The organism is Proteus terrae (assembly GCF_003144325.1).
GTDB lineage: Bacteria > Pseudomonadota > Gammaproteobacteria > Enterobacterales > Enterobacteriaceae > Proteus > Proteus terrae.
In genome coordinates this window covers 19,884-33,898 of the sequence record NZ_PENS01000019.1, presented here as the reverse complement: position 1 = coordinate 33,898, position 14,015 = coordinate 19,884, and the positions used below count along the sequence as shown (strand labels likewise).

General features: G+C 39.8%; 10 protein-coding genes. 3 read left to right on the top strand and 7 right to left on the bottom strand.

What is annotated here, in order from left to right:
• Window positions 1–21 precede the first annotated feature (21 nt).
• Both DK857_RS17130 and uvrA read right to left on the bottom strand, forming a co-directional pair.
• The gene (locus DK857_RS17130) at window positions 22–1,353 is read right to left on the bottom strand and encodes an SLC5/6 family protein (protein WP_075673064.1); all 1,332 of its coding nucleotides are present in this window, start codon (window positions 1,351–1,353) and stop codon (window positions 22–24) included.
• Window positions 1,354–2,021: 668 nt separating this feature from the next.
• Window positions 2,022–4,856: an excinuclease ABC subunit UvrA gene (uvrA, locus tag DK857_RS17125; RefSeq protein ID WP_109402799.1), complete on the bottom strand. Its 2,835-nt coding sequence runs from the start codon at window positions 4,854–4,856 to the stop codon at window positions 2,022–2,024.
• A gap of 252 nt (window positions 4,857–5,108) precedes the next feature.
• Here uvrA and ssb1 point away from each other — a divergent pair, with 252 nt between their 5' ends.
• Window positions 5,109–5,636, top strand: a complete 528-nt coding sequence (gene ssb1, locus DK857_RS17120) for a single-stranded DNA-binding protein SSB1 (RefSeq protein ID WP_109394797.1) — start codon at window positions 5,109–5,111, stop codon at window positions 5,634–5,636.
• A gap of 358 nt (window positions 5,637–5,994) precedes the next feature.
• A complete protein-coding gene (gene zur, locus DK857_RS17115) occupies window positions 5,995–6,525 on the top strand; it encodes a zinc uptake transcriptional repressor Zur (protein WP_109402798.1) in 531 nt (176 codons plus the stop codon).
• A gap of 202 nt (window positions 6,526–6,727) precedes the next feature.
• Here zur and lexA read toward each other — a convergent pair whose 3' ends face one another.
• Together lexA and DK857_RS17105 are read right to left on the bottom strand one after the other, a co-directional pair.
• Window positions 6,728–7,339 carry a transcriptional repressor LexA gene (lexA, locus tag DK857_RS17110; protein WP_069368330.1) on the bottom strand — a complete coding sequence of 204 codons (612 nt, stop codon included), beginning with the start codon at window positions 7,337–7,339 and terminating at the stop codon, window positions 6,728–6,730.
• Window positions 7,340–7,466: 127 nt separating this feature from the next.
• Window positions 7,467–7,838, bottom strand: coding sequence for a diacylglycerol kinase (locus tag DK857_RS17105; RefSeq protein ID WP_006536373.1), 372 nt, complete (start codon window positions 7,836–7,838; stop codon window positions 7,467–7,469).
• Window positions 7,839–7,968: 130 nt separating this feature from the next.
• Here DK857_RS17105 and plsB point away from each other — a divergent pair, with 130 nt between their 5' ends.
• Complete coding sequence (gene plsB, locus DK857_RS17100) at window positions 7,969–10,452, top strand: glycerol-3-phosphate 1-O-acyltransferase PlsB (protein WP_109402797.1); 2,484 nt, start codon at window positions 7,969–7,971, stop codon at window positions 10,450–10,452.
• Between the two features lie 102 nt (window positions 10,453–10,554).
• Here the strand turns inward: plsB and ubiA are convergent, their stop codons facing one another.
• The 3 genes from ubiA to pgi all read right to left on the bottom strand — a co-directional run bounded on the left by ubiA (window position 10,555) and on the right by pgi (window position 13,815).
• On the bottom strand, window positions 10,555–11,409 hold the full coding sequence (gene ubiA / locus DK857_RS17095) for a 4-hydroxybenzoate octaprenyltransferase (RefSeq protein WP_088494414.1): 855 nt from the start codon (window positions 11,407–11,409) through the stop codon (window positions 10,555–10,557).
• A 28-nt stretch (window positions 11,410–11,437) separates the two neighbouring features.
• Entirely contained in the window at window positions 11,438–11,947 is a 510-nt protein-coding gene (ubiC, locus tag DK857_RS17090) for a chorismate lyase (protein ID WP_109394793.1), read from the bottom strand.
• Between the two features lie 221 nt (window positions 11,948–12,168).
• The gene (pgi, locus tag DK857_RS17085) at window positions 12,169–13,815 is read right to left on the bottom strand and encodes a glucose-6-phosphate isomerase (RefSeq protein WP_109394791.1); all 1,647 of its coding nucleotides are present in this window, start codon (window positions 13,813–13,815) and stop codon (window positions 12,169–12,171) included.
• Window positions 13,816–14,015: the final 200 nt, after the last annotated feature.

Here is a 14,015-nt window from a genome sequence, read left to right as displayed (position 1 = left end):
AACTAGAACCGAAGTTGGCGACTATGAGAATGCCAAGAACGGAGAGATAACGAGCAGTAAACCGGTAAAGATAATCAGGTAAAGTGATGCACCTTTGTATTTATGTAACATTGGCACTTTGTACACTAAGTATGCAGGGATAAGACAACCCACCATACCGAAGATTGGGCTACAAATTGAAGTGAAGCTCAATACTGGTGCATTAAGGATGATTGCGCCCCATGCCAGTAACACAGCGAAAATCATGATGCCGTTTTGTACCCATTTTTGGTTGATTTTCTCTGTTGGAAGATAACGTTGCAGGATGTTCATCACGATCCCTTGTGTCGCTTCACGGAAACCTAAGTAAACACCAAAGAATGCAGTCATTACGGCAAAGATGTTCAGCATTACGCTTACAACGGTTACCCAACCACCAGGGAAGAATTTCGCAGCAATCGCTAATGCAGAGATATTTTGCTCATACGCTTTAACTGCTTCATCGTGACCCATTGCCAATGTGAATGAGATTGCATAGAAGAAAACAGTACAGAACAACACACCGAACGCGATATTCATTGCACGTAATGCTTTGTGACGAGCAACTTCACGGTTTTTATTACGACCACGGTAAGAGATAACCATTGGGCTTAATGTTTGGATAAACAGAATTGAAGTCAGTGTAAAAGGTAATGTAATGATTGCTTCTTTGATTAAGCGTCCAGCCGGTGGTAATGCACCTACGTTATAAAGATGCCACATACCAATCATGGAGAGCCCTAACGCTGCAACAACAAACAGTTTAGTCAGTACCATAAAGCTTGATACTTTAAACAGTAATTGTTCACCACGAGAAGAGATAGCCACTAACGCACAAATCAGGATCAAACCATAGAATGGGTTTTCTGACAGTAAACCTTCAGTAACACCAAATGTTTGTAAGTAAGAAGCACTGTCATTGGTGATAGCTGTTGAGTAAACAAACATCCAAATGACTAACATCACAAAGTAGAGTGCACCTAATAAAATACCCCAGTTTTTACCGAGATAACCAGTGATAACGCTTGGGTAGTCTTTACACTCCGGAGATTCAGCCAACGTATTAATAAATAGACGTTGGAAAAGATACATCGCTGGATAACCAATGATTGAGGATAGTAGGAAAACCCATAATCCCATCAGGCCTACCTGTACAGGTAAAAACACAATGCCTGCACCGATAGCCATACCGATACTCATGATAACCCAGCCCACATCATTGCCGTCGAATTTAATTGCTGCACGCCATTCTTGTTCAGTCATACCTGCGCGGCGAGCGCCAGCACTAGTTGCGGGATAGCTTGTTGTCTCTGTTTTTGAGGAAGCCGTTTCCATTTTAGTACTCACTTTTTATATTGTAATTGTTAATAGCAAAACGAATTTTTGGGGGTAAAAAAAGTCTATCTAACATTGCGATGTCGAAATAGCCTTACTCTTTGCAGGTATTATTTATTATGGGTAAATGATAGGGAATATTACGGAGAAAAAAGTTGTTATAAATCGTGATAGCCTGAAATGATTTGGAAAAAAATTCTATCGTAAGGAGAAAAGTAGGATTATCTGTTCAAAGAGCATAGTAAATAATAACCTTCCCTCTACTGCACCCCTCAAAAATAAATAACTGATTGATTAATAATAGAAAACACCCATTGTTATACAATAATAGTCAAGTATAACAATTGAAACAAATCACCAAATAAACTGTGCTGTCCATCACGATATACTATGATAATCCTTTCTATTTAGCTTTGTTATCTCGTATTTGGTTAAAATACTGTTACAAAATAGCATAATTAACCATTTAATCTGCTTTTTATAAAAATAGGCAGTTAATAAGATAAAAATAAATAAGTAAGTGTATAACCAACAGAGAATACTTTTTTCAATAGAATTAAATTCTATCATGCTCCACGAATTTACTTTGTTTGAAGAAAGCGCGCTACAAACAGTAAAGCGTTTATTGTCTGTAGCGCTTAGATCATAAGGGAATAAGTGGAGTGATATTAATAACCACGGTCTAAGATTGGTTTTAAGAATCTTGCAGTATGTGAGCCTTCAAACTCTGCAACTTGCTCTGGTGTGCCTGACACTAAAATTTGACCACCACCACTTCCGCCTTCAGGGCCAAGATCTACAATCCAGTCTGCTGTTTTGATCACATCAAGATTGTGCTCAATGACAACAATAGTATTACCTTGGTTACGTAACTGATGAAGAACTTCAAGCAACAACTCAATATCAGCAAAGTGAAGCCCGGTTGTCGGCTCATCGAGAATATAGAGTGTCTGTCCTGTTCCACGTTTTGACAACTCTTTTGCTAACTTAACCCGCTGCGCTTCACCGCCCGATAAAGTCGTAGCTGATTGCCCTAAACGAATATAAGAAAGACCAACATCAATCAATGTTTGTAGTTTACGAGCTAATGCCGGCACTGCATCAAAGAATTCTCTCGCCTCTTCAATGGTCATATCCAACGCTTCGTGAATATTTTTTCCTTTGTATTTGACTTCAAGGGTTTCACGGTTATAACGCTGACCTTTACATTGATCACAAGGTACATACACATCAGGTAAGAAATGCATTTCAACTTTTAAGACGCCGTCGCCTTGGCAAGCTTCACAACGTCCGCCTTTGACATTGAAACTGAAACGACCCGGCGTATAACCACGAGTACGAGATTCAGGTACACCCGCAAATAACTCACGAATAGGTGTAAAGACCCCCGTATAAGTTGCAGGATTTGAACGAGGAGTACGACCGATTGGGCTTTGGTTGATATCAATAACTTTATCGAAATACTCTAACCCTTCAACATCTAAATAAGGCGCTGGTACACTATTTGTAGCCCCATTTAATTGGCGTTGGGCAATAGGGAATAAAGTATCGTTGATAAGCGTTGATTTACCTGATCCTGAAACGCCTGTAATGCAGGTAAATAAACCTACTGGTAATTTCAGATTGACATTTTTTAAGTTATTGCCTTTTGCGCCAAGAATGGTCAGCATTTTTTCGCGATCAACTGGTACACGTTGCTCTGGAATTGCGATACGGCGCTCACCACTTAAAAATTTCCCCGTTAATGAATTCGGGTTATTAATGATATCTTCAAGAGTTCCTTGAGCGACAATTTCACCACCATGAACACCCGCACCAGGTCCAATATCAATAACATGATCAGCTGCACGGATAGCATCTTCGTCATGCTCAACAACGATCACTGTGTTACCCAAATTACGTAAGTGGATCAGCGTTTCAAGTAAGCGATCATTATCTCGTTGATGTAAACCAATTGAAGGCTCATCCAACACATACATAACGCCAACTAATCCCGCACCAATCTGGCTTGCTAAACGAATACGTTGTGCTTCACCACCTGATAATGTTTCAGCTGAACGAGAAAGTGTGAGGTAATTTAATCCTACATTTACCAAGAATTTTAGTCGGTCACCAATCTCTTTTAAGACTTTTTCTGCAATCTTCGCGCGTTGGCCGCTCAATTTCAGATTTTGGAAAAAGGTCATTGCATGACCAATGCTGTAATCGGCTATTTCTGGCAATGTTGTATTTTCAACATACACATGACGCGCTTCTCGGCGTAAACGCGTACCACCACAAGAAGCACATGAGCGATTACTAATATATTTAGAAAGCTCTTCACGTACCGCACTAGATTCTGTCTCGCGGTAACGGCGTTCCATATTATTTAATACACCTTCAAAAGGATGATGACGAACAACAACATCGCCACGATCGTTTGTGTATTTAAATTCAATATTCTCTTTGCCTGACCCCGTTAAAATAACTTTCTGGATATTATCTGGTAACGAATCAAATGGCGCTTCAACATCAAAATGATAGTGTTCACCCAATGAGCGAAGCATCTGGAAATAGTAGAAGTTACGGCGATCCCACCCTTTAATTGCACCACCGGCAAGAGAGATTTCTCTATTTTGGATCACTAATTCAGGATCAAAAAATTGCTGAACACCTAAACCATCACACGTTGGGCAAGCACCAGCAGGGTTATTAAAGGAGAATAAACGAGGCTCTAATTCGCTCATGCTGTAACCACAAACAGGGCAAGCAAAGTTGGCAGAAAAAACAATATCGTCTGCATTGCTATCATCCATATCAGAGATAACAGCGGTACCACCAGAAAGCTCTAATGCGGTTTCAAAAGATTCAGCTAAACGTTGAGTCAGATCGTCACGAACCTTAAAACGGTCAATAACCACTTCAATGGTATGTTTCTTCTGTAACTCTAATGTTGGTGGATCGGAGAGATCACACACTTCACCATCAATACGCGCACGAATATAACCTTGAGCAGCAAGATTATTGAGTAACTTAATATGCTCACCTTTACGCTCTTTAACCACAGGCGCTAAAAGCATTAAGCGCTTGCCTTCAGGTTGTTCAAGCACATTATCAACCATTTGGCTGACCGTCTGAGCGGCGAGCGGAATATCGTGATCAGGACAACGAGGCTCACCAACACGCGCAAATAAGAGACGTAGGTAGTCGTGAATTTCTGTAATCGTTCCCACTGTCGAACGTGGGTTGTGCGACGTAGATTTCTGCTCAATCGAAATAGCGGGAGATAAGCCTTCAATATGGTCAACATCAGGTTTTTCCATCAACGAAAGAAACTGACGAGCATAAGCAGAAAGCGATTCCACATAGCGTCGCTGCCCTTCTGCATAAAGCGTATCAAAGGCTAAAGAAGATTTACCTGAGCCAGAAAGCCCCGTAATAACAATCAGTTTATCGCGAGGAATGATCAAGTTGATATTTTTTAGATTATGGGTGCGAGCGCCCCGTACTTCGATTTTATCCATGAATATATCCCGGATTGAGAGAGTCGCCGAAAAAGAAAGAATCGGATAATTATGACACAAAGTTAACTGAATGGATATACAGTATATATAGTGAAATTGAATGGTGATGTAACTCTGTCATTTTGAGACAGAAAAATTTCGACAATGTTCACAATTGAGAAATTCATCACACGTCATATTCAAATTTTAGCGTACGTGATAAACTTATTCGCTTATGATTTCAAAAAATTTACTTTCGCAGGAGTACCTCACATGGCGAGCAGAGGCGTAAACAAAGTTATTCTTATCGGTAATTTAGGGCAGGATCCAGAAATCCGTTATATGCCAAGTGGCGGTGCAGTTGCCAATTTAACACTGGCAACATCAGAAAGCTGGCGCGATAAACAAACCGGTGAAATGAAAGAAAAAACCGAGTGGCACCGTGTGGTAATTTTCGGCAAATTAGCGGAAATTGCAGGCGAATATCTGCGTAAAGGTTCACAAGTGTATATCGAAGGTCAGTTACAAACACGTAAATGGCAAGACCAAAGCGGTCAAGACAGATATAGCACTGAAGTTGTTGTTAATATTGGTGGCTCAATGCAGATGTTAGGCGGCCGTGGTGGCCAAGATGGCGCACCTTCTCAAGGTGGTCAAGGCGGTTGGGGTCAACCACAACAGCCACAAGCATCACAACAATTTAGCGGTGGTGCACAATCTCGCCCAGCACAACAACCAGCTGCCACACCAGCGCCAAACAATGAACCACCAATGGATTTTGATGACGATATTCCGTTCTAAATTTCAGAACAGTTTATCTAAAATCACTTAAAAAACTAACCCAGTTCAGGCTGGGTTTTTTGTTGCTAATTATCAGTGCTTATCATCATGAAAAACCATTTTCTCCATATAAACCAATCTGGTTTACATAGAATAAATTCGCTCTACACAATAAACTTTTCATATGTTTATCTCTCTTTCTAAAGACTCATTATTTATATTGAAAGAAAACATGTTCTTTTATCTAATAACAGATACTTTTAAAAAAGGACGTAATACCACAGTTATTTTCACAAAACCCCACTTTACACAAAGGTTTACTCTTGAAAAATATGATAGGATCTGTGTCATTAACAACGTCTGAGAGCATCTTATCCCCATGAATGAAGAGAAATTGCTCGCTCAGGCAGAAAAGATCTGCCAGAAACGAGGTGTTCGCCTGACTTCACAACGTCTGGCAGTATTACGTCTGATAATGCAGCAACCTTCTGCTATCAGTGCTTATGATTTATTGGATTTATTACGCCAAATTGAGCCACAAGCAAAACCTCCTACTGTCTATCGCGGGTTAGAGTTTTTACTTGAGCAAGGATTTATCCACAAAATAGAATCCACCAACAGCTATGTGCTTTGTCATCATTTTGATGATGTTGAACATACGTCAGTAATGCTAATTTGTGACCGTTGTTTATCTGTCACTGAAAAGAATAGCCATAAAATTGAAGATGCAATTTCATTACTAGCAAAAGAGAGTGGATTTCATTTACGACATAGCGTCATCGAAATTCATGGATTATGTTCACAGTGCCACGAAGCACAAGAATGTACACATCCTGAAGGTTGTCATCATGATCACAGCATGGATGATAACCTTAAGCAGAAAAAAACCGGCGACTATAAGCCTCGTTAAGCTTATAAAATACAAAAAGCCAGGTGACTTGTATCGTTGTCATAAGCACTTCCGCAATTAAAACACATCATATTGTAATTACATTTGTAGTGCGACGGTGTTTTTTATACAAATTAGAAATAAAAAATGCAGATGATTTTGTGGTCTTACACATCATCTGCATCTTTATAAAATAAGTTGTATTGACTTACTTTGGTACAAATTACAGCCATTCGCCGTTACGAATAACCCCTACTGCTAAACCTTCCACAGTAAAGTTTTGTTCGCGTAAATCGACGATAATAGGTGAAAATTCTGGGTTTTCTGCATGAAGTTCAATTTTATTACCGCTTTTCTTAAAGCGCTTTACTGTCACTTCATCTTCGATGCGAGCCACAATAACTTGCCCATTGTGAACATCTTGCGTTTTATGCACAGCAAGCAAATCACCATCCATAATACCAATATCTTTCATTGACATGCCATTAACGCGCAATAAAAAATCTGCACTTGGTTTAAATAGCATTGGGTCAACTTGATAGTGGCTTTCAATATGCTCTTGCGCTAAAAGTGGTTCACCAGCAGCGACTCGCCCAATTAATGGCAGTCCTTCTGGCTCTTCTTCCATTAGCAAACGGATACCTCTGGATGCACCAGAGACAATTTCTATCACGCCTTTACGAGCAAGAGCTTTTAAGTGCTCTTCTGCCGCATTTGGTGAGCGAAACCCAAGTTGGGAAGCTATTTCAGCCCGTGTTGGTGGCATACCCGTTTGCGAAATGTGATCACGAACCAAATCGTAAACCTGCTGCTGCCTTGCAGTTAATGCTTTCATTCCGCCCCCTGTTTGTTTATACAGTCAGACTGTGAGTATATACAGGTATATGACGATTTGAAACCTTAAATGAATATAAAACACGCATCTTTGGATTATTTTTCGACAAAAATAGAATTTTTTAACTTTATGCGAAGAAATGCCCCCAAAGAATGGTTACCCAAGTAAATAATCCCAATATAATAGCGATCAGAACGGCGGCAGAACCCATATCTTTTGCACGTCCGGATAATTCGTGGTATTCAGATCCAATTCGATCGACAACGGCTTCTATTGCACTATTTACTAGTTCCAAGATCACAACCAATACAACGGAACCAATGAGTAAAATGCGCTCTAGACCACTGACATCGATGAAAAATGAAAGGATAATTGCAACCAAGGTCACAATTGCTTCTTGTCTAAAAGCGGCTTCATTAATCCAAGCGGCACGAATGCCTTTGTATGAATAGCCACCAGCTTTGATGATTCGGGTAAGACCTTTATTTTGATTAGCCATAATAAACTCTATCGAAAACAAACGATTATTTTGCCACTTTTCTCTATTAATATTGTCACAGCACCACAGATCTACGAAAGACTTTCTGTTATGCTTTCGAAGTATTGCTAATAAGAGGCTACAACTATTTATGTCAGCTTGGCGTAAACTATATTATAACACATTGAATTTACCACTAAAATTATTGGTAAAAAGCAAACGAGTTCCGACTGATCCTATCGCTGAATTAGGGTTAGATACGTCGCGATCCTTCCTTTATGTTCTGCCCTATCATTCAAAGGCGGACTTACTGACATTACGACAGCAGTGTCTCTCTTTAGGATTGCCTGATCCGCTGCAACCTATTGAGATCGGTGGAACTAAGCTTCCTGCATATGTCTTTATTGATGACGGCCCAAGAGTATTCCGTTACTACTCGCCCGATCCTCGTAAAGATTCCGTGAAGACATTCCACGCTTATCTTGATGCACATCGTAATAACCCACATCTTGATATCGAGATGTTGCCGGTTTCCGTGATGTTTGGACGCTCTCCTGGTCGTGAAGGCCATAATGGCGTTCCACATTTACGTGTGCTTAACGGTATCCAAAAATTTATCGCTATCCTCTGGCTAGGTCGTGATAGCTTTGTTCGCTTTTCACCTACGGTTTCAATGCGAGAAATGGCGAACGAACACGGTACTGACACCAGTATAGCCCGTAAACTCGCGCGTGTTGCCCGTATCCACTTTTCACGTCAGCGTTTAGCGGCTGTTGGCCCGAAATTGCCAGCACGCCAAGATCTCTTCAATAAATTGCTTTCCTCGAAAGCCATCGAAAAAGCGATTGAAGATGAATCAAAAGCGAAGAAAATTTCGCTCGATAAAGCGCGTAAAAATGCCACAGATATCATGGAAGAAATTGCAGCTAATTTCTCATATGAAGCGGTGCGTATTAGTGATCGCGTATTAAGCTGGACATGGAATAAGCTCTACCAAGGTATCAACGTTTATAATGCCGAGCGAGTACGTAAACTCGCACAAGATGGGCATGAAATCGTTTATGTTCCTTGTCACCGTAGCCACATGGACTACTTACTACTTTCTTATGTGCTTTATCACCAAGGTTTAGTACCGCCACATATTGCGGCAGGTATTAACCTTAATTTCTGGCCAGCAGGGCCTATTTTCCGCCGTTTAGGGGCTTTCTTTATCCGAAGAACCTTTAAAGGTAACAAGCTTTACTCCACCATTTTCCGCGAATATTTAGGTGAGCTATTTACACGCGGTTACTCGATTGAATATTTCGTTGAAGGTGGACGTTCTCGTACAGGTCGATTGTTAGATCCTAAAACAGGAACACTTTCAATGACAGTACAAGCCATGTTACGCGGTGAAACACGCCCTATCTCTGTTGTTCCAATTTACATTGGATATGAACACGTTATGGAAGTGGCAACCTATGCCAAAGAGTTACGTGGCGCAACAAAAGAGAAAGAAGGCTTTATGCAGATGGTCCGAGGATTACGTAAATTACGTAATCTTGGCCAAGGCTATGTGAACTTTGGTGAGCCGATTTCTGTTGTCCAATACTTAAATCAGGCTGTTCCACAATGGCGTGATGATATTGACCCAATTGAACCACAACGCCCAAGTTGGTTAAACCCAACAGTAAGCACACTGGCTGATAACATTATGGTTCATATCAATAATGCGGCGTCTATTAATGCAATCAACCTTGTTTCAACAGCCTTGTTGGCATCACGTCAACGAGCTCTCACTAGAGAGCAACTGTTAGAGCAAGTCGATTGTTATCTGCAATTATTACGCAATGTGCCTTATTCGACAGACATGATTGTGTCTGATAAAAATGCTGAAGCCTTATTAGAACACGCGTTGCAATCAGATAAATTCCAAGTCGAAAAAGACAGTCTAGGCGATATTGTGGTGCTCCCTCGTGAAAGTGCGGTATTAATGACTTACTACCGCAACAACACAATCCACTTAATGATCACTCCATCATTAATTGCAAGCATCGTCTTACATCATGAAAAAATTCATCGTGATGATTTAATGAAACAAGTTGAGCTAATCTTCCCTCTTATTAAAGCGGAACTATTTATTCGTTATGAGAAAGAAGAGCTCCCTGAAGTCATTAATACTTTGATTACAGAACTGTGCCGTCAGCGCCTGATTTGTTGTGATAGTGATGGCTTACTACGTATTAATCCAGCGCGTATTCGTCCATTACAACTTTTAGCCGCCAGCGTCAGAGAAACATTGCAACGCTATGGGATTACGCTTTCCTTACTCAATTTTGCTCCTGAAATTAGCCGTGCATTATTGGAAAAAGAGAGCCGTATCTTGGCACAACGTCTTTCTGTCTTACATGGTATCAACGCACCTGAATTCTTTGATAAAGCGGTATTCTCTACCTTAGTTTCAACGCTACGTGAAGAAGGCTATCTCAATGATAATGAAGATATCCTAAAAGCAGATGCATCTGCCCTTTACCAAGTGATTGCAAAATTAATGTCACCAGAAATTCGCTTGACCATTGAAAGCGTGGGGATCACTGAAGATAACAATTCAGTACAAGCTACTGATGAAAAAAGTGAGTCTGAATCTGATGAGTAATCAGTAAATAGTGTAATGACCTAAATAGAAAAGGGATAAGCTCATTGCTTATCCCTTTTTGTTTCTACTCAGTAATAGAGAATACTTCAGCGCTTACTTATCTTAAAAATAACTAAATAAAATACCCGCAAATAAAACAAAGCCAACATAGTTATTGTTCATAAAAGCTTGGAAACACGGTGCTCTTTCACGCTCTGCAATAAGCTTCTGTTGATAAATAAACAGTGCTGTTACTAACAATAGCGACCAGTAGTAGATACCTTTCAGATTCAGCAAAATACCGATACCCACTAATAAAGCCAACATCACCAGTTGTAAAATACCGATAATAATTTTGTCATAACGACCAAATAGAATAGCGGTAGATTTAACCCCAATTTTTATATCATCATTGCGATCAACCATTGCATATTGCGTATCGTAAACAACAGACCAGACAATATTCACAAGGAATAATAGCCAACACACTAACGGCAAGCTTTCAGAAACGGCAGCAAATCCCATAGGGATTGACCAGCCAAAAGCCATACCTAAAATAAGCTGAGGTAAATTACTAAACCGTTTAACGAAAGGATAAAACCATGCCAGCGCAAGCCCTGCAACAGAAAGCCAAATAGTCATGGTATTAAGTGTTAGGACTAATGCAAAGGACAAGAGCACCAATACGATAAATAAAATTTTGCTCTCTTTTTCTGTCACAGCCCCACTAGGTAATGGTCGATTTTTAGTTCGTTCAACACTGCCATCAATTTTTCGGTCAGCAAAGTCGTTTATTACACACCCAGCGGCACGCATAGAGAACACGCCAATAGTAAAGACAATCAGAATATGCCAATCTGGAAAGCCTTTAGCAGCAATCCATAAAGCCCAATAAGTTGGCCAAAGTAATAATAGCGCTCCGATAGGTTTATCTATACGCATTAAACGGCTATATGCTTGCCATTTACTTTGCGTCATACTTCCCTCCAATTTTAGCTCCCCCTAATTACTTCTTATACACTGGTGATGCAGGTAGAAACATCTCGGTTAATAATAAAGGTTTATCTGAAAGCTGGAAACGAGAACGGCGTAGCCAATACCCATTTTGTTGCCCGATATGAATAAAATCGCGACTTAAGGTTGTTTCCTGAAACAGATAACGCCCAAGTGGAACGGTTCTTAGATTGACTAGTTTTCTATCTTCGCCTGTCAATGTCTCTTCTGGTACTAACGTCCGCCCTAATAACCAAGGAATATCGTCACCACACAATACCACTTCTCTTAACCAATAACGCTGACTTTTGGGTAAACACGCGCTTTCGTCAGTTGATTCAATAACCTCAATAAATCCTTCTTGATAAGGCATTACAGTAACTTTCTGGCAATATTGTTCAAATCGCCGTGTCATTGAGCCTAATTCCATTAACCAACTTAATGTACTTTCTTGAATAGTTGCATGTTCCTCACTGGGTAGCCAATGGATAGGTGCAGAGGTAATTATTGATTTTTTGAACATTTATTCATCATCACGCTTTGATGATCCTAGCTTGTGTGAGTCATGATGCATAAGGATATCATGATGTGACTAATGGAAGTTAAAAGCTGATAACATTTCGCATAAATAATCTAAAAAAGCGTTAAAAGAAAATCAGATTGAGCACTAAACCATCAAAAAGCAAAGGAGGTTATAAAAACCTCCTTTTTATCTAACCAACTACTTATATTCAGTTTATTCGCTTAACGCCATTCTTTATAACGATTGATCAGATTATTTGTTGAGCTATCATGGCTGTTAACACTTTCCTTACCTTTTAATTCAGGAAGAATACGGTTAGCCAACTGTTTACCTAATTCAACACCCCATTGGTCAAACGTGAAGATATTGAAAATAACACCTTGTACAAAGATCTTATGCTCATACATTGCAATCAATGCACCTAATGAATAAGGCGTAATTTCTTTTAACAAAATAGAGTTAGTTGGACGATTACCTTCGAACACTTTGAAAGGTGCAACATAACCCATGGTTTTAGGATCTTTTCCTGCTGCGGAAAACTCAGCATCAACTTGCTCACGGGTTTTACCAAAAGCAAGCGCTTCTGTTTGAGCAAAGAAATTAGACATCAGTTTTGCGTGATGATCTGATAATGGATTATGGCTAATTGCTGGAGCAATAAAATCACAAGGAATGATTTTGGTTCCTTGGTGGATCAGTTGGTAAAACGCATGTTGACCGTTTGTACCCGGCTCTCCCCAAATAATAGGGCCTGTTTGATAATTCACTTTGCTTCCATCACGATCAATATACTTACCATTAGATTCCATATTGCCTTGTTGGAAGTAAGCAGCAAAACGATGCATGTATTGATCGTATGGCAGAATCGCTTCAGTTTCTGTGCCAAAAAAATTGTTATACCAAATGCCAATAAGAGCGAGGATCATTGGGATGTTATTTTCAGCATCTGTTGTTCTAAAGTGGTTATCCATAGCATGAGCACCTTCCAGCAATTGCTCGAAGTTGTCATAACCAACAGACAATGCGATAGATAAGCCAATTGCTGACCATAATGAATAACGGCCACCAACCCAATCCCAGAACTCAAACATATTGGCAGTATCAATACCAAATTTTGCCACCTCGGTGCTGTTAGTCGATAACGCCACAAAGTGTTTAGCAACAAAAGCACTCTCTTTCGCAGAGGCTAAGAACCAATCTCTTGCTGAATGCGCATTTGTCATGGTTTCTTGTGTGGTAAATGTTTTTGATGCGATGAGGAATAACGTTGTTTCAGGATCACATTTTTTCAGCGTTTCTGCGATATGCGTACCATCGACATTAGAAACAAAATGCATAGTAAGATGATTTTTATACGGGCGTAATGCTTCTGTCACCATATAAGGGCCAAGATCAGAACCACCAATACCAATATTTACAACATCAGTAATCGCCTTACCTGTATAACCTTTCCACTCACCACTTATAATACGCTCACTGAATTTCTTCATTTTATTCAGCACAGCGTTAACTTCTGGCATGACATCCTTGCCATCAACAATAACGGGAGCATTGCTACGATTACGTAATGCGGTATGTAATACAGCACGATCTTCAGTACGGTTGATTTTTTCACCCGTAAACATGCTATTTATCGCACCTTCAACATCACATTCCTTAGCCAAAGCCTGCAATTTTTCTAATGTTTCTTTCGTAATACGGTTTTTTGAAAAATCCACTAGAATTTGGTCTGAAAACGTCTTTGAAAATTGCTCAAAGCGTGATGGTTCCTGAGCAAACAGTGTTTTCATCTCGGTATCTTTGATAACCGAAAAATGGTTTTCTAATGCCTTCCAGGCTAAGGTTTGGGTTGGGTTTACATTTTTCATTCACAATACTCTCTTAAGATTACAATCTAATATTCTCAGATTGTAGCCTGACATTTAATAGTTACAGTCAATTCTTTCTCATTTAATGATATTGGTCAAAACCATTCAACAAATCTAGTACTAATTACTTACATAGGTAAAACCGATAATGCGGAGCTGATTATTAATTAAATTGATTATTCTTCACTCTGCATTGACTC